21 protein-coding genes and 2 pseudogenes are annotated in these 16,022 nt (G+C 51.5%); 10 read left to right on the plus strand and 13 right to left on the minus strand.

All coding sequences use genetic code 11. From position 1 onward, the window contains the following. Positions 1 to 238 precede the first annotated feature (238 nt). From istB to C2U43_RS25765, 3 genes and pseudogenes are all read right to left on the minus strand, one after another. Complete coding sequence (istB, locus tag C2U43_RS25755; protein WP_010454871.1) at positions 239 to 1,042, minus strand: IS21-like element ISPst3 family helper ATPase IstB; 804 nt, start codon at positions 1,040 to 1,042, stop codon at positions 239 to 241. Then, complete coding sequence (istA, locus tag C2U43_RS25760) at positions 1,035 to 2,534, minus strand: IS21-like element ISPst3 family transposase (protein WP_024012635.1); 1,500 nt, start codon at positions 2,532 to 2,534, stop codon at positions 1,035 to 1,037. The genes istB and istA overlap by 8 nt, the downstream gene beginning before the upstream one ends. Positions 2,535 to 2,641: 107 nt before the next feature. After that, positions 2,642 to 2,734 (minus strand): annotated as a pseudogene (locus C2U43_RS25765) (recombinase family protein); the annotation flags it as partial. Between the two features lie 266 nt (positions 2,735 to 3,000). Here C2U43_RS25765 and C2U43_RS25770 point away from each other — a divergent pair. From C2U43_RS25770 to C2U43_RS25780, 3 genes are all read left to right on the plus strand, one after another. After that, the gene (locus tag C2U43_RS25770; RefSeq protein WP_047741488.1) at positions 3,001 to 3,378 is read left to right on the plus strand and encodes a hypothetical protein; all 378 of its coding nucleotides are present in this window, start codon (positions 3,001 to 3,003) and stop codon (positions 3,376 to 3,378) included. 89 nt (positions 3,379 to 3,467) lie between these two features. After that, the gene (locus tag C2U43_RS25775; RefSeq protein WP_217648984.1) at positions 3,468 to 3,647 is read left to right on the plus strand and encodes a hypothetical protein; all 180 of its coding nucleotides are present in this window, start codon (positions 3,468 to 3,470) and stop codon (positions 3,645 to 3,647) included. Between the two features lie 32 nt (positions 3,648 to 3,679). Next, positions 3,680 to 3,976, plus strand: a complete 297-nt coding sequence (locus tag C2U43_RS25780; RefSeq protein WP_047741491.1) for a hypothetical protein — start codon at positions 3,680 to 3,682, stop codon at positions 3,974 to 3,976. 14 nt (positions 3,977 to 3,990) lie between these two features. Here C2U43_RS25780 and C2U43_RS25785 read toward each other — a convergent pair whose 3' ends face one another. Then, the gene (locus tag C2U43_RS25785) at positions 3,991 to 4,950 is read right to left on the minus strand and encodes a tyrosine-type recombinase/integrase (RefSeq protein WP_047741493.1); all 960 of its coding nucleotides are present in this window, start codon (positions 4,948 to 4,950) and stop codon (positions 3,991 to 3,993) included. Beyond that, the gene (locus C2U43_RS25790; protein WP_071667625.1) at positions 4,947 to 5,498 is read right to left on the minus strand and encodes a GNAT family N-acetyltransferase; all 552 of its coding nucleotides are present in this window, start codon (positions 5,496 to 5,498) and stop codon (positions 4,947 to 4,949) included. Before C2U43_RS25790 ends, C2U43_RS25785 begins: the two co-directional genes overlap by 4 nt. A 328-nt stretch (positions 5,499 to 5,826) precedes the next feature. Between C2U43_RS25790 and C2U43_RS25795 the strand changes: the two genes are divergently transcribed. Then, entirely contained in the window at positions 5,827 to 6,831 is a 1,005-nt protein-coding gene (locus tag C2U43_RS25795) for an IS110-like element IS4321 family transposase (protein WP_000427623.1), read from the plus strand. Positions 6,832 to 7,029: 198 nt separating this feature from the next. On the opposite strand, the gene C2U43_RS29635 is transcribed toward C2U43_RS25795, so the two are convergent. Then, positions 7,030 to 7,302, minus strand: coding sequence for a DUF4019 domain-containing protein (locus tag C2U43_RS29635; RefSeq protein WP_217648979.1), 273 nt, complete (start codon positions 7,300 to 7,302; stop codon positions 7,030 to 7,032). Between the two features lie 41 nt (positions 7,303 to 7,343). Further along, complete coding sequence (locus tag C2U43_RS25805; protein ID WP_064645473.1) at positions 7,344 to 7,925, minus strand: recombinase family protein; 582 nt, start codon at positions 7,923 to 7,925, stop codon at positions 7,344 to 7,346. Positions 7,926 to 8,084: 159 nt separating this feature from the next. Between C2U43_RS25805 and C2U43_RS25810 the strand changes: the two are divergent. After that, a pseudogene (locus C2U43_RS25810) lies at positions 8,085 to 8,462 on the plus strand (DUF4158 domain-containing protein); the annotation flags it as partial. A 53-nt stretch (positions 8,463 to 8,515) separates the two neighbouring features. Here the strand turns inward: C2U43_RS25810 and C2U43_RS25815 are convergent. Further along, positions 8,516 to 9,211, minus strand: coding sequence for an IS6-like element ISEas1 family transposase (locus tag C2U43_RS25815; RefSeq protein WP_047389784.1), 696 nt, complete (start codon positions 9,209 to 9,211; stop codon positions 8,516 to 8,518). Between the two features lie 50 nt (positions 9,212 to 9,261). Between C2U43_RS25815 and C2U43_RS25820 the strand changes: the two genes are divergently transcribed. The 3 genes from C2U43_RS25820 (at position 9,262) to C2U43_RS25830 (ending at position 10,694) form a co-directional block, all read left to right on the plus strand. Beyond that, positions 9,262 to 9,657, plus strand: coding sequence for a hypothetical protein (locus C2U43_RS25820; protein WP_199771102.1), 396 nt, complete (start codon positions 9,262 to 9,264; stop codon positions 9,655 to 9,657). Positions 9,658 to 9,807: 150 nt separating this feature from the next. After that, on the plus strand, positions 9,808 to 10,428 hold the full coding sequence (parA, locus tag C2U43_RS25825; protein WP_047389782.1) for a ParA family partition ATPase: 621 nt from the start codon (positions 9,808 to 9,810) through the stop codon (positions 10,426 to 10,428). Positions 10,429 to 10,466: 38 nt separating this feature from the next. Next, a complete protein-coding gene (locus tag C2U43_RS25830; RefSeq protein WP_047389780.1) occupies positions 10,467 to 10,694 on the plus strand; it encodes a plasmid partition protein ParG in 228 nt (75 codons plus the stop codon). A gap of 131 nt (positions 10,695 to 10,825) precedes the next feature. Here the strand turns inward: C2U43_RS25830 and C2U43_RS25835 are convergent, their stop codons facing one another. After that, positions 10,826 to 11,110: a type II toxin-antitoxin system RelE/ParE family toxin gene (locus C2U43_RS25835; protein WP_047389778.1), complete on the minus strand. Its 285-nt coding sequence runs from the start codon at positions 11,108 to 11,110 to the stop codon at positions 10,826 to 10,828. Continuing rightward, the gene (locus C2U43_RS25840; protein ID WP_047389775.1) at positions 11,103 to 11,345 is read right to left on the minus strand and encodes a type II toxin-antitoxin system ParD family antitoxin; all 243 of its coding nucleotides are present in this window, start codon (positions 11,343 to 11,345) and stop codon (positions 11,103 to 11,105) included. Before C2U43_RS25840 ends, C2U43_RS25835 begins: the two co-directional genes overlap by 8 nt. 1,006 nt (positions 11,346 to 12,351) lie before the next feature. On the opposite strand from C2U43_RS25840, the gene C2U43_RS25850 reads away from it, so the two are divergent. Both C2U43_RS25850 and C2U43_RS25855 read left to right on the plus strand, forming a co-directional pair. Next, positions 12,352 to 13,374, plus strand: a complete 1,023-nt coding sequence (locus C2U43_RS25850; RefSeq protein WP_001567660.1) for an IS110 family transposase — start codon at positions 12,352 to 12,354, stop codon at positions 13,372 to 13,374. A 398-nt stretch (positions 13,375 to 13,772) separates the two neighbouring features. Next, positions 13,773 to 14,015 carry a hypothetical protein gene (locus C2U43_RS25855; RefSeq protein WP_052132603.1) on the plus strand — a complete coding sequence of 81 codons (243 nt, stop codon included), beginning with the start codon at positions 13,773 to 13,775 and terminating at the stop codon, positions 14,013 to 14,015. Positions 14,016 to 14,200: 185 nt separating this feature from the next. Here the strand turns inward: C2U43_RS25855 and dqlB are convergent, their stop codons facing one another. From dqlB to C2U43_RS25865, 3 genes are all read right to left on the minus strand, one after another. Further along, entirely contained in the window at positions 14,201 to 14,296 is a 96-nt protein-coding gene (dqlB, locus tag C2U43_RS30145) for a DinQ-like type I toxin DqlB (RefSeq protein ID WP_000609145.1), read from the minus strand. 535 nt (positions 14,297 to 14,831) lie between these two features. Next, positions 14,832 to 15,092, minus strand: coding sequence for a hypothetical protein (locus C2U43_RS25860; protein ID WP_047389771.1), 261 nt, complete (start codon positions 15,090 to 15,092; stop codon positions 14,832 to 14,834). Positions 15,093 to 15,202: 110 nt separating this feature from the next. After that, positions 15,203 to 16,021 carry a SprT-like domain-containing protein gene (locus C2U43_RS25865; RefSeq protein WP_040080118.1) on the minus strand — a complete coding sequence of 273 codons (819 nt, stop codon included), beginning with the start codon at positions 16,019 to 16,021 and terminating at the stop codon, positions 15,203 to 15,205. Between the last annotated feature and the right edge of the window lies 1 nt (position 16,022).

The following is a 16,022-nucleotide window of genomic DNA, read 5'->3' on the forward strand; positions in this document are numbered from 1 at the left end:
AATTTTTTGGCGTACAGTCAAAATTTTCTGATGGTTGCTTAGTGTGTTGGCGCTGATGGAAAATTGACCCACCCTGCCGATTGAAATTTGACCCAGGGCGGATTGCTGATTTTGTTACCAGCAACTGTGGATAAGTCTACCAGCGCAGCTGCTGTTGCCCCCACTCCTTCGCTAGCCCAGTTCAGTTGTTTAAGACCTGCCACACGCAGCCATGTAGCAGGCCGTCGTCGCCATGAAATCAGAACGGCTCATCGTCCTCCGGTTCCTGGCCGCCCTTACGCTTTCGCTCCCGTGATTTGATCTTGGCCTGGGCCGCCAAGCTACTGTGTTGCAGGCGATAGGACTCGTTACCGGTTTCGACGATGTGGCAGTGGTGGGTCAGCCGATCCAGCAGGGCGGTGGTCATCTTGGCGTCGCCGAACACGCTCGACCATTCGGCGAAGCTCAGGTTGGTGGTGATCACCACGCTGGTGTGTTCGTACAGCTTGGATAGCAGGTGAAACAGCAACGCACCGCCGGCCTGGCTGAAGGGCAGATAACCCAGTTCGTCGAGGATGACCAGATCCATGCGCAGCAGAGCTTGGGCGATCCGCCCGGCTTTGCCGTCGTGCTTTTCGCGCTCCAGCAGATTGACCAGATCGACCGTGGAGTAGAAGCGCACGCGCTTGCCGTGCCGGGTGATGCCGGACACGGCCAGCGCAGTGGCCAGGTGGGTTTTACCGGTGCCAGGCCCACCGATCAGCACCACGTTCTGCGCGGTGTCGGTAAAGGCCAGACTGGCCAGTTCGCTGATCAAACGAGCGTCTGCGCTGGAGGCGCTGAAGTCGAAGCCGGCCAGGTCGCGGTGCATCGGCAGCTTGGCCATGTTCATCTGGTGGCTCACCGAGCGCATGGCGCGATCTGTGTGCTCTTGTTCCAGCAGGTGTTCGAGCAGCCACTTGGACGAGGCTGTGTTCGACTCACCCTGCGCAGTCAACTCCGCCCAGGCCGTGGCCATGCCGTGCAGGCGCAGCTCCTTGAGTTCCGCCATCAAATCACGCATGACCGATCTCCTCGGTCTGGCCACGCAGGCGGTCGTAGCGCGCCGTGTTAGCGACGGGGGCTTCCTTGAGCGACAAGTGGGTTTCGACGCTGGGTGGTGGTTCGGTCGCGGCCAGGCGCGCCACGACATTGAGGATGTGTTCGGCGCTCAGGCTGCCGCTTTCCAGTACCAGCTCAACAGCCACCAGCACCGCATCGAGCCCGGCGACCGGTACGGCAGCCAGAACTTGCGCCATGATCCGGTCACCGCCGGCATGACGCCCCAGACCGTGCTTAAGCTGACGCAGCGGCGCCGGCAGATCAGCAAAGGGCGCGCCGTTGCGCAGCGCACCGGGCTTGCGTTCGATCAGCGGGAGGTAGTGCTGCCAGTCATAGCTGACCTGGTCGCGATCCAGCAAGCGGACATGGCTGGCGATCAGCGCGTCGTCAGCCACCACCTCGATTCGCGTCGGATACAAACGGCTGCTGACCCACTTACCCGCATACTCACACGGCACCGAGTAGCGGTTGCGCCCGACGCTGACCAGGCAGGTGCTGGAGACCCGCGCAGGCCGCTCGACGTAACCGTCGAATGGCGCTGGCACAGGCATCAGTTCAGCGCGCTCCAACTCCAGCACTTCGGCCACACTCAGCCCGCTGTATTGAGGGTGCGTCAGCTCGTTCCAAAGCGCGCGGCAGCGCTGGCCCAGCCAGGCATTGAGTTCCTCGAAGGAGTGAAACTGGCAGTCCTGGGCGTCTAGCCAGATACGCCTGCGGCTGTCTTGCACGTTCTTTTCAACGATGCCCTTTTCCCAACCAGCGGCGACGTTGCAGAAGTCCGGATCGAACAGGTAATGCGCGCACATCACCGCAAAGCGCGCATTCACCGCCCGGCCTTTGCCCTTATTGACCTTGTCGACGGCGGTCTTCATGTTGTCGTAGATGCCCCGGCGCGGCACGCCGCCCAAGGAGCCGAACGAGCGTGTATGGGCGTCAAATAACATCTCATGGCCCTGGCTCGGATACGCCACAAGCCAGAACGCACGGCTGGCACACAGCTTCAGATGTGCCACCTGCATACGCCGGTAAATGCCGCCGACCAGCAAGCCTTCCTCGCTCCAGTCAAACTGAAACGCCTCGCCAAGAGCAAAGGTCAGCGGCACAAAGGCCTGCGACGCCTTGCCCTGTCCCCCTCGCCAGGCACGGATAAACGCGGTGAGCTGGCTGTAGCCACCGTCATAACCTTCGGCTTTGATTTGCGCCAACAGCGCCTTGGCACTGCGCCGCTGTTGCTTGGGCCGCAGCGAATCGGCTTTTAGCGCCTGCTCCAGCGTGGCGTGAAAAGGGCTGAGTTTGTTGAAGATCGCGCGGCGTTGGTAGACCGGCGGCTTGGCCTCAGGTGCTCTGACCCACTTGCGAATCGTGTTGCGCGCCAACCCGGTGCGCTTGGCTATCTCATGCAGCGACAGCTTGTCGCGGAAATACATCCGGCGAATTTTGCCCATCATTTCCATACTGATCACCCTGTGTTCTCCTGCTCAAAAATTGAGCAGAAGCAGTTGAACACCTGGGTCAGTTTTCAGTCGGCAGAACAGCCTCTACTGGGTCAGTTTTCGGTCAGCGGCAACACCCCGGCGGCAATCAGCGCGTCGCGCTGCAAATCGGTAGCCTGGGAGCCGTCCGCCTTCGATACCCGCATGTAGCCTATCAGCATGTCGTACCTGTCACATATACGTTCGATTATGTGACAGTTTGAGTCGGAAAGCTCTGGCCGTCAAAAATTGTCACTTAACCCGTTATTTAATTTAAGACATGCAAAGGATTCATCAAGCTCATAATGTGACAAAAATTCCGGGGAATCCGCTCGTTGGTAAACATGGCATTAAGTCTGCGTCGAAACCTGTGATCCCTACCCACAAGATCCTCTGACTTGCAGTTAATGCTGGTTGGCGACGATGGAATGCAGGTCGGTGTGGATCAATGCAGGTTCATTCGCAGCTAACGCTGGTTTGCCGGGCCGGACAGTCGCAGTTAATCCTGGTCGAAAACGGCGCTGATTGCAGGTCGGAACGTTTTCGTTTGCAGGTCGTTACAGCTACCGCGCAAGCTGCTCATGCACAAGCTCCAAACGAGAGCACGCCAGCGTCGACCGCTGCCTCCTTCGCTTCCCAGTTCTACGGTGTCGATGCTTCTGTAGTAGACGTGACAATCACCAAGCAGGATTTGTACACAGCTACAGCAACTACCAAAGCCCCAGGGCAAGCTGTCTGCTCGCTTGAGCTGGCAGTGGTACCTGACGGAGCGAACACCAACTGGGCGCTCGGCAGTTGGGCCTGTGACAAGCAGCCAGCTTCTTAACCACATACAGCAAGGGCAGGGCCGGGATTGATAGTCGCCGGTCCTTCTCGACGATTGCAGCGAAGGTGTGTTCAAAGATGGAGAAGGCGATGAATAATTATTCCGAATGGGAAACGGCTGTTGTCCAGCAGCTCGCTGAATCAATGGAGATCAGCTATTCAGACGCATCAGGCGTGGTGGAAGCCCAGACCTTTCACATACAGCAATCTTGGGTAAAGGGATTGGACGCAACTGATACTGCCCGCAAGGTGCTCTCAGAAATTAGGTAGTAACAGTGACAAGCTGACCAAGGAAAAAAGCTATGAACCTATCACCTAAACATCTGACCTTTGATGCGATGTATTCGGCTTACACCGCCGTGCTCCATAGCCAACCGGGCAAGGCGCTACGTCTGCCTGACGGCGGGGCCATCTTCCTCGAAGATGGTGAAGTCTATGCCGTGACATTGAACGAAGCTGGTGAAGTAGAAATGGAAACTGCAGGGTGTATTAGTCCTGTCGCATGGGACGATGATCGCGGTTGCTGGGATTGCGACGAAAGTGCTGAAGTTTGCGCTTCGGCGGTTAACTTCCCAGTTTTTGTCAGCCTCCCGGCTTGACTATGAGTTCGTACTCAATACTTAACCTTATACGTAGGTGAATCCTCCGGCCGCTGGCCGCGCCGATCATACAGTCGCGTTGTGCTGATGTTCGCGTGACCCAGCCACATCTGAACCTTCGCGATGTCAGCATCATGGTCCAGGGCGTTTGTCGCGGCCGTAGCGCGCAACCCATGCACGCCCAGGCCGTCGACCTCGATGCCAGCAACACGCGCCCAATACGCCACCACCGTATAAAGCCCATTCGCTGTAACTCCAGCACCGGTGGTTTTGCCCCGGACGGAACGGAATAGCGGTCCCGATGATGTATCTCGGGCACTGTCGAGCTCCAGGTACGCATAGATCCGCTCAGCAGCAACTGGGTGGAGTGGGAGGAAGCGAATTTTCTTCCCCTTCCCATGCACCCGAAGATGCTTTATGCCTCGGCGCTCCACCAGGTCACTCGTTGTCAGTCTTGCCGCCTCTTCCCGTCGAAGCCCGTGGTACAGCAATACAGCCAGGATCGCCCGATCCCTCACTCCCTTCACGGTTTCTGTATCAGGAGCGTCCAGCAACCTTTTAGCCTGGTCGTCACCGAGTGCCGGCGTTTTCCCTTCGTTGGTTTCGATCTTGGGTCGCTTGACCCCATGCACAGGGTTCCCACCGGCAACGGCATTGTTCTCCAGGAGATGATCGAACAGGCTGGCCAGCGCGGCCAGTTTGCGCCGGATCGTGGCCCCGGCCAGGCCCCGAGTTTCCAGCTGGGCACGCCATGCCAGTACATGTGCGCGAGTAACAGCACGGAACTCATCGGCGCCGGTGAGGCCGACAAAGCTGCAGAAGTCTTCCAGGTCATTCTGATAGGCACGTCGGGTACGTGGGTTGTCGATATTGGCAAACCACTCGACTGCAGCTGGCACACTGGCCAACTGCTGGAACTCAGCGGAAGTTAGTCGACGTCCACCGGCGCCGCCCGAACTGACGAGCTCGCTCATAACTTCTGCCTCGCTATGAACCCAGCCTCGATCTCGGGCCAATCCGGCGAGGCCATCATCTCGCGGATCTGCCGCTCGTGTGCCAGCTCGGGCACCAGATGCTGCCAGCGCTGTTTGGCGGCATCAAGCTCAGTGTCAGTGCGCAGTTGATCTTCTATCAGCGCACCGGCTGCCAAGAACCGCTGACGAGCCAGGCTCCAGAATCCGTTAGAGGCGCCGTACTGGTAAAGCGGCACGATGGGCACCTGGTGCTTAAGCCAAAGGCACCAAAGCACCCCCAAGCCAAACCCTTGGCGCTGATGTTGCAGCTCGATGTCAATCTTGTTGATGTACACGCGGTCATCCAGCGGATTGATGCCGTAGCTGACATATCCGACGCGCTGGCCACCGACCTCGATGTCATCCACAAAGTCGGTACCGGGAAAAACAAAGTTGCCGCGATGGGATTCCTGCCGTCGATTCACCAGGTGAACGCGGGAGGCTTGTTCATTCAGAATTTTGGCTTGGCGTCTATGGAAATAGTCGCGGATGGGGTCAAAAAGTGCCATGCGCCCTTCTGCCTCTAAAAGTGGTGATAACCTATTTTATCACCACTTATCAGGCTTGCGAGCGATACGGCGGGTTTTGTCGTGTAGTGACCGGAATTGAGGGGCTTGTTCACGACGCGATCACGGAGTATTGATCTGTACCAGTGATCAATTTGGCGCCGGTGTGGGCCATCATGATCACCGCCCTCCCCTCTCGTAGAGTCCTTGGCTTACGTTGGTATTAGGTTCCATTGCTCCCCCATCCCCTTAACGTGCTTTATTTAATGAGATGGTCACTCCCTCCTTCCCGGTACTATGCTGAGGACAGGCTTTCATTCGGAGAACTATCATGGAAAACATTGCGCTCATTGGTATCGATCTGGGTAAAAACTCTTTCCATATTCATTGCCAGGATCGTCGCGGGAAGGCTGTTTACCGTAAAAAATTTACCCGGCCAAAGTTGATCGAATTTTTGGCGACATGCCCCGCTACAACCATCGCAATGGAAGCCTGTGGCGGTTCTCACTTTATGGCACGCAAGTTGGAAGAGTTGGGGCATTCCCCAAAGCTGATATCACCACAATTTGTCCGCCCGTTCGTTAAAAGCAATAAAAACGACTTTGTCGACGCCGAAGCTATTTGTGAAGCTGCATCGCGTCCGTCTATGCGTTTTGTGCAGCCCAGAACGGAATCTCAGCAGGCAATGCGGGCTCTGCATCGTGTCCGTGAATCCCTGGTTCAGGATAAGGTAAAAACAACCAATCAAATGCATGCTTTTCTGCTGGAATTTGGCATTAGCGTTCCCCGAGGAGCTGCCGTTATTAGCCGACTGAGTACCATTCTTGAGGACAATAGTTTGCCTCTTTACCTCAGCCAGTTATTGCTGAAATTACAACAGCATTATCACTATCTTGTTGAGCAGATTAAAGATTTGGAATCCCAGTTGAAACGAAAGTTGGACGAAGATGAGGTTGGACAGCGCTTGCTGAGCATTCCCTGCGTCGGAACACTGACAGCGAGTACTATTTCAACTGAGATTGGCGACGGGAAGCAGTACGCCAGCAGCCGTGACTTTGCGGCGGCAACAGGGCTTGTACCTCGGCAGTACAGCACGGGAGGTAGGACGACATTGCTGGGAATTAGTAAGCGAGGTAATAAAAAGATCCGAACTTTGTTGGTTCAATGTGCCAGGGTATTCATACAAAAACTGGAACACCAGTCTGGAAAATTGGCCGATTGGGTCAGGGATTTACTGTGCCGGAAAAGCAACTTTGTCGTCACTTGTGCTCTGGCAAACAAGCTGGCCAGAATAGCCTGGGCCCTAACGGCACGACAGCAAACTTATGTAGCATAACGGCAGAAATACACCGGTTTAAAGAATTACTGATCTGGTTTTGCGAATACTGATATTGATGATACTAACGGCCCACCGGCCTGTTGAGGAACCTGTAAAACGGAAAGGCTCATTGAAGCCGTATATTTTCTGGAGGTTCATCAGGCGCGGAACTCATCAAGGCGCGGGAATAAAATCCCATTCAGACGCCGGATAGATTCAAGCAAGCCAACTTGTCGTCAAAATCGGTGTTGCAAAAACGGGAGTGACCATAGATTCCGTTTTCTGGAGCGACGCCCAATATGCCTGTTCACGAGAAAGTACGACGGTTTCAACCGCGTTGGGTTTGTTAGCGAAACGCGTCTGGAACTGAATGATCTGATAGTCACCCGCCGGCGTGCCCGGCAGCGTTTTTGTCTGCATCACGCTTTGGAAGGTGCGTGATGACGGGCGTCCCAACGGTTGTCGTACAGACTGGGGTTCCGCGCCCATTTCCTCCAAAAGTCCCACCTTTTTATATAACCAATTGAATTTCATTGATAAATAGGTACATTTTTAGCATCGCTTTTTATTTTTCTTTTTAACCGAAAGTACGTCGCCCGGGAGATCCCTGTTTTTTCTGTCACACTGCTCAGAGCTTCTCCCTGTAAGATAAGCGTCAGTGCCGCTGGCGTTCGTGGATGGCTCTTCCTGCCAAATTTTACTCCCGCAGCAAGTGCCGCTATTCTGCCGTCATTCGTCCTCTCCAGGATACGCTCACGCTCCGCTTCAGCAACGGCCGCAAGGATTTGGATAACCATTTTGCCCATCGTCCCCTCTGTACTGAGGCCGTTCTCCAGGAACCGGATGGCAATCCCCTTTTTGTAACAGCCGTCAACTACACGGATCATGTCAGCAGTGTTACGCCCCAGTCGGTCCATTTTTGTGCAGATGATTACGTCGTCTTTCTCTGCCCGGGCCAGAAGCCGCTGTAATCCTTCCCGATCATCAGTTGCGCCTGTCATCATGTCTGTAAAAATACGATCTTCCCGCACCCCGGCATTTTTTAGCTCCGAAATTTGATGCGTCAGCTTTTGATGGCTGGTTGATACCCGCGCGTACCCCAGTAACGCCATTTTTAGTCTCACTTATCGTTTCTGATACCCCATGGTATCATAATGCACGAAATACGATTTTTGAAACCTGCTTTTATGCTGTTTTAGAGAGGTATCATATATCTTAATATCTGAGACTGTAAAAAATAGAACCGTACACCATTTACGAAAGGATGCGCAATGAGTGATGACTTTCTGACCAGTGAGCAGACAGAAAACTACGGTCGCTATGTGGCCGAGCCAAATGAGGTTCAGTTAGCCCGGTATTTTCATCTGGATGAACGTGACCTTGCTTTCATTAATCTGCGACGGGGGAAACATAACCGGCTGGGGATTGCACTTCAGCTGACTACGGCGCGTTTCCTGGGAACCTTTCTTCCTGATCCCCTTCAAATTCCCTCATGCATCCGTTTTTACATTGCGGCACAGTTGAACATCAACCGACCAGAGATCCTTTCCCGATATGCTGAAAGAGAAAATACCCGTTGGGAGCATCAGGGGCTTATCAAGCTCTATTATGATTATCATGATTTTGGTGAATTCCCCTGGACGTTCAGACGGTTCTGTCGCATTAACGGCGGCAGATCAGCAAAAGAGGCGTTGCCGGTTATTTAAGCGGCCAGCAGATAGAATTGTTCCGCAGGTGACAATCCATCACTTTGCGGATGTTGATATTGCCCTTTGCGTATCATGTGAAGCAATTCGATGCCGGCCAGAAGCGTCTGTGCCCGTCGGAATGATTTGAATCCCAGCATCAACCGTATTCGCCGTTTGATATTCCGATGATCTTGTTCAACAAGGTTATTCAGGTACTTACTCTGCCTGATGGTGATGGCTTCTTCATCAGGTTGATCAGCATTGAGTGTGGCCAACGCGGCCGTGTTGGCACCGCTTTTATCAATGGTGACAACCTCCGGTTCGCCCTGGCGCCGGATGGCCTTGCGAAAGAAACGTAGCGCCGCTGCAGCATTTCGTTTGGCGGTCAGCAGGAAGTCGATGGTCTGACCCGTCGTATCGACTGCACGATACAAATACTTCCACTGACCTTTGACTTTGATGTACGTTTCATCCATTCGCCACTGGCGGCCCACGGAACGTTTATGTCGACGAAACGCTTTGTCCAGTAACGGCACCAGGCGAATAACCCAGCGATGAAGCGTGGAATGATCAACGGGGATACCGCGCTCAGTCATCATTTCTTCGAGATCGCGCAGACTCAGGGAATAAACCAGATACCAGCGGACGCACTGGGCGATAACATCGGCAGGATAATGCAGGCGTTTGAAGGCTTTTCGGATCAGAGACATCGTCAGGCAACATTACAAAAAAAAACAGCATGTTACCTGACGAGATCTTAATGCGACAGAACCGCCGGGCGATTAAACAGTGTCCCCCAGTTACAGCCCTCCCCTCTCTTTCCGGGCAGTCTGAGAGTGCTACCGCATTTTCCGTGACAACCACACTGTGGGTGCCGGTGCAGAACGGCAGCAAATTTACCCGTGGGAAGAAAAAGGTCAGAGAAGATATTGCCTGGCTGGTTGAGTGCGACTATGACGGAAAGGTGTTGGACATTAATGAGTACAGCCTGATTTTTACGTATAGAGATGAGGCCGATTTGAAAGAGCAGATTGACGAACTTTTTGACGAGATTTACCGCACTGCTGAGATACGTAACTGCGTGATCGATGACATGACGCTAACCAATGATGCGACTAATCGAAGCTGGAAGGAATACGATGGAGGTTGGCAATAAGTCACTAGTAGCAGTTAGAACCAACATCCCCCGCAAGATCTAACCCTAAAAACACTCATATACTCATTTACACACAAAAACACATTTACTCATTTGTGTTTTTGTGTATAATAAAACTCAAATGAGTAAACACATAAATGAGGTTTAGACATGAAAATTATCGCGTTCCTCAACCCTAAAGGTGGCTCCGGTAAAACGACGGCAACAATCAACGTCAGTAGCTGCCTTGCCAGTTCGGGTAAGAAAATTGCAGTTGTAGATACAGACCCACAAATGAGCCTGACTAACTGGAACAAAGCAGAGAAAGCAGCATTCGATGTTTATACCGCAGCATCAGAGAAAGACGTTTACCAGGTAAGAAAGGATCTGGCTGAATATGACTTTGTGATTATTGATGGAGCCGGTTCTCTGTCAGTTATTACTTCCGCAGCGGTGATGGTCAGCGACCTGATTATCATCCCAGTAACACCCAGCCCTCTGGATTTTTCCGCTGCTGGTTCTGTAGTCACTGTGCTGGAAGCCCAGGTTTATAATCGTCCGGTAGAAGCTCGATTCCTCATCACACGGAAAATCGAGCAAGCCACCATGCTTAACGTCCTGAAAGATAGCATTGCTCAGACGGGTATTAAGCCGTTTAAAACTGCGATCACACAACGGCAAAGTTACGTTAAATCTGTCATGGAGGGTGAGAGCGTTTTCGATACCAACGATGGAGCAGCTAAGGGCGAGATAGCCATTTTGACACGAGAAATACTTGAATCATTTGAGTAAAAACTCATATACTCATTTTAGCATATTCAGAGGTTTGTATGGCACTGACTAAACAACAGACATCAAAAACAATGAGTTTCGGTGAGCATCGGGATCTTGAAAAAGTCGTCAATAGCACACCCACGGGAAAGCAAAAGAGAGTCAATGTTAACTTTGATGAAGAAATACATATCCGCTTCAAAGCTGCGTGTGCAAAACAAGGCACATCTATTACTGATGTGATAAAGGATTTGGTCGATAATTGGCTGAAAGAAAATGACAGTTAAAAAACTCAAATGAGTAAAAACACATTAACTCAAAAACACATCAGTCCTTTCAGAGAACACTGATCTGGTGCATAAATTTTTTATGTGCCAGATCGGTGTTGGCCAAGCAAAGCGCGGCAGCGTGTTTAGATTTACAGTAAATGGCGTTTATGGTTCATCTGTTGGTGCAAAATACGTGCAATCAGAATATCCGTATCACGAACCGTATAAAAAATGGCGTGTCGCTGAAATTCAATGCGCATCACACCAGAAACGGCATGGTAGTCACGTCCCATATCTGGCATTCCGGCAAGTGTCTCGAAAAATGCCTCAAGTGCGTCTGTATAATGATCTGCCTGAGCTTCACCAAATTTCAAGAGCGTATAGTCATAAATCCCGGCGAAGTCGTCTGCTGCCCGTTCGGTGAGTTTATACACGATGTCTCAGCTTTCTTTTTTCTGCAATATCCCGCAGTGATAGCGAGCTTTCACCGCTTTCCAGCCCGGTAATTACTGCCTGGCGAACAACTTCATCATTTGTTTCCTGTTGCTCCAGTAATCGCAGAGCAGAACGCATAACTTCACTCGCAGAGCCATAACGGCCACTGTCTATTAATCGACTGATAAACGAATCGAGTTGTTCGCCAATCGTAACGCTTGTTGTTCTGGCCATAACGCCCCCTGTGTTAACTATCAACACAATAATAGGAATACTTGCTCCTGGTGTCAACGAGCACACCTAACCAGATTTTGCCCCCCTCCCTGCCAGACCAAGTTTTTAGCTGACTTTTAGCGGAGAGATAGGTAAGGGCGAAAAGTGCCTTTTCGCTGTAGTGCATTCAGTTGACTCCCTGCCTCCGGGCAAAGACCGGAGGTGCTACTTAAAGTTTGTAGGGGAGCATAGTGACCGTACCGTACCGTACCGGCGCGGCTGTTAGGCCGCTGCAAGCGGCGGTCATTATTGGTTTATCCCCGTAATCCACAGAACTTATCCAGCGAATAAATAGATCTTTAATGAAACTAAGTAGGTCGAAGACCTGATTGTTTTGCAGATAATTATTGGTTGATTGCAGATAACCCCATGAACCTGTTTGCAGATAATTGTGTATAAAAGATATGACGTACCTATTATCACGAGTGTTATGGATGAAAGTTGATAGTTTCGGTGCAGGTGCAGGTGCAGGTGCAGGTTAATTATTCAGCAATACTAACCGACGGACGCGGGGATACCTCCGCAATGAAACGGATTTTAATAAGCAGGTTCTTTAGTGAGGTGGGGCAGTACCTGGTTGCTGCATGTTTACCAGCTCAAGCTGGTAAAGTTGAGTCCAGACCATTTTTTCGAACTGTTGGGGGGTTAGGTGGTGTATATGGGGTCAGTTTGGATATAGAGAATTATTGTACGGTAAGCCTGTTTTTTGAACAGGCTTACCTGTAGCAATAGGGTGTACTCCCGCGCTATACGGCATTTTCAGAGGTTTGACCTTAATCGGATAACCTAAATGCGATACTGCAAGAGCGACAACTTAAAAGCGATAGCCACTGACGCAAAATCAACCCCTTACGAACCAAGATTGGTTAAATAATGCGCTTAACGAATGGAAGGGACTTCCCCTGATTATGCGCCTGATTAACTCTTGTGCAATCATGGGGTAAACACAACCCCGGAGGGATTCGTTATGACCATTACTACTGTCGGTATCGATCTTGCTAAAAATGTGTTCGCTGTTCATTGCGTTGACCAGAATGGCAAAACCGTTCTGGTTAAATCCAGAGTAACCCGCGCAGCTCTTCCCGGGCTGATTGCTGGTTTGCCGCCCTGTGTTATCGGGATGGAGGCGTGCTCCGGGGCTCATTACTGGGCAAGACTGTTTCGGCAGTATGGTCATGAGCCGCGTCTGATGGCCGCTAAATTTGTATCGCCTTACCGCATGGCTGGTAAATCAGGGAAAAATGATGCAGCTGATGCTCAGGCTATCTGCGAGGCGGTTCGTCGCCCACATATGCGGTTTGTGCCGGTTAAGGATGAGAGCCAGCAGGCAATGCAGTGTCTGCATCGTACCCGACAGGGTTTTATCGAAGAGAAAACAGCAACATATAATCGTCTCCGGGGGTTGATATCTGAATTCGGCGTTATCGCCCCACAAAGTACAGATGCCCTGCGCCACATAGTTTTTGAGCAGAAGAATTCTTTACCACTTCAGGTTCAGCAATGTGTTGATGATTTGCTGGAGCACGTTGCTCGCATTGAAGATAACATCGCTGAATATGACCGAATTTTGTCCCGCATGGCCAAAACAGATCATCGCAGTCAGCGGCTGATGGAATTGAAGGGCGTTGGCCCCACAACGGCCTGTGCGCTGGTCGCCAGTATCGGTAATGCACATGATTTTAAGAATGGGCGCCAGCTGGCAGCCTGGCTGGGACTGACACCATCGCAGTACAGCAGCGGCGGAAAGTCGAAGCTTGGCAGGATAACGAAAGCTGGCGATTCGTATCTGAGAACACTTCTGGTTCAGGGTGCCCGCTCGGTACTGATCGGGGCGGAGAAAAGGACTGATTTATTCAGTCGTTGGGTCTGCTCACTGGTCGAACGCAGAGGATACTGGCGCGCTGTTGTTGCCATCGCTGCCAAAAATGCAAGACTGTGCTGGGCATCATTGCATTACGGTGATGATTTCAGGTTGTACTCAGCTAGCTAAAGTACAAAGCTGTATGACCATCTGTTCTGCAACTCGTTGATGATAAAGGGTTAGACCCCGTGAGGTATATCTGCTTATTGTACAGGGCAAGTGTACCCGACTAACGAACTAGAGCCTCACGAGCGTCTTTCATCAGGGTCCGAATCGATGACGATTCATCATGACCGTTTATAGTACCGCAGTCTCTCCCCTTTATTTTTTTACTATAGTGCAGACAGAAACCGTAAACACCGGCGTTGACATGCCGGGGAAGCCCTTATAGTACAAAAATTTCCGATCTCCAAACTGACCCCAAGTCGCGTAACCAGCCGCCAGTTCCTGAGCCTGAAAAGCGCCTTGCGGCCATTCTGTGGGTTCCGGTAGCTAATGGCAGTAAGTTCACCAGAGGGAAGAAAAAGGTGAAGGAAGAAATAGCATGGTTGGTTGAGGCGGATTTTGAGGGGGAAGACCTTGATAATAATGAATACCGTCTGTTCCTTACGTATGAAAACGATGAGGATTTAAAAGAACAGATTGATGATTTATTCCGTGAAATCAATATGTTCGCTGACATGAGGAATTGTGTCGTGGATGATATGACGCTGACAAACGAGAAAACAGGCAAGAGCTGGAATGAGTATGACGGCGGATGGTATGTGTAGTTACAACATTCAATGTGGTTTTATGAAGCTTCGGTGAGCGCCCCAGCACACTATAGAAATGATGCGAGCTAAAAGGTTAGGTGGGGGGGAGTTTATGTGCATCAGATGAATGTTGTAACTAAACGATGTTTTTATTAAAGGCCGGAGGTGGTTAGCCCCCAGCCTTAGTTACGTTTCCGTATTCATCAATCGATGAACTGGCGGATCAGTTCCAGAATAGCAATCAGCGCGTTTGCCAGCGCCGCTACCGCTCTAAGAACGATGATTAACAGATTAATCATCCGGTTCTCCAGATAAGCTGGAGGAAATCACCGTTGCTTACTCATACACTGCCTGTCACAACGGTTCTCTCGCATTGTTAGATGTAGAGTGACTTCCTCCTGCCAGAGCACCAAACACAGCACCACCTGTTTGTTCAGCCAGGACTTTTGAAACTATTCATACCCGCCGGAACGGGGAAGGGCAGGGAGGCCACTTACAGAGCTAACCCCGCAATTATACCGATCTGCTGGCGAAACTCATGCTGTAATTCAGTCAGTTGACAACTTGTGTCAACTGCCACTGGACAGCCTGTGTCAAGTGCCATAATATTATGGGTGTTAGATGTAGAGTGACTTCCCCGGCCAGAGCACCAACTCCGAACCGGAAAACAAAAAAGCCCGATCTCACCAGTCGGGCTTTTTTGCGTCTGAAACAGCGTGCGCTACGTGAAATCTGAGTTCGAGTGAAGGGAGGTAATCCCGATTTTTTAAACTGAAGCGTCGCCATCCCCCGTGAAAGAAAGCCCCCAACTACGCCCTGACAAAACTGATGATATTAACTTTTGCCGTTGTCGGCCAGCCCGAACATAGTATTCAGGCTGGAACGGAATTGATTCACCGATGATACTAGCTCCTGACTCCGCGCTTTTTCTTGCGCTAGTGAGCGCCTGAGCTGCGTTATCTCGTCTCTGTTACGCTGAAGCTCAAGGATGGCCGTCATAAAGGCTTTACTGGCTGACGCCATTCCGGTAGCCTCCTGCGCCTTTCTGATAACCTGATCTTCATCGTCATTTGTTCTGATGGTGTAATGCCCCATAGAAAACCTCTTTTGCTGTCATTTTTATCACGCCGGCACGAATCCGGAAGAAAGATTTGCTGGCAAAAAATCGATGGCCAACTGCTGCGGTCGTAGAATTTTGCTGGCACTTAGCTTTCTCTGAAAGCTTGTTCACAATCTCCGCAATGGATATTCAACCCGGCCTTACCCCACACAGCAGCACCGCACCCCGGACACTGATATTTTGCCTTGTTCCGTTTAGGCTTGTCCTCAAACGCCGCAACAAAGGACGTATTGCTCCCGGCTATAACTTCTGAATCTGCGTTCCCGTTCTGTGGCGTCACTGACGGTAACAGAGCCATTGACAGCACCGCTTCAATATCAATGCCGGAGCCTGCATTCTGATGCGCCTGAGCCAGCGTTTCCCGCCATTGTTCGATAACGGCGGTCATGTCTTTCTGTTGTTCAACCTGAACGGGGAAGCGGTCAAACCAGCTCAACGCAAATTGCCCCTGAAACAGTTCCAGTGTGACAAGCTGGAAGCGACCGCCGGGGATCGGATAGTCGTTAATTTTCTGGCCGACTTTCGCGCCACCAGGTCTCCCGGTGGAAGAGGGCATTAGTCCGATGCTTTCCATTTTGGCCGCCCACTGCGCATTGTGGTACGTCTTGCGGGAAGGGTTACCAAAGTGAAATTGCCACATATGACACTGTTCATGAACCAGAGTCTGCATAACTTCAATAAGCGGATATGCCGGAAAATACTCAGGATTCAGGGCAATCTCATCAATCATTTTGCCGCTGCCATCAGCAGCAACAAAACGTCTGAAGCTGAAATAGCCCATCGTGTTTTTACCGCGCTGGAAGGTGATCAGGCAGTCGGGAAGTTCGCCGTTAAACAGCCTCTGATTGTAGAAATCAAACGCCTGCTGTAGCTCGTTGTAAGCGCGTTCTGTGGCTCTGGTCATT

The sequence above is a fragment of the Citrobacter freundii complex sp. CFNIH9 genome (assembly GCF_002903305.1).
Classification (GTDB): domain Bacteria; phylum Pseudomonadota; class Gammaproteobacteria; order Enterobacterales; family Enterobacteriaceae; genus Citrobacter; species Citrobacter portucalensis.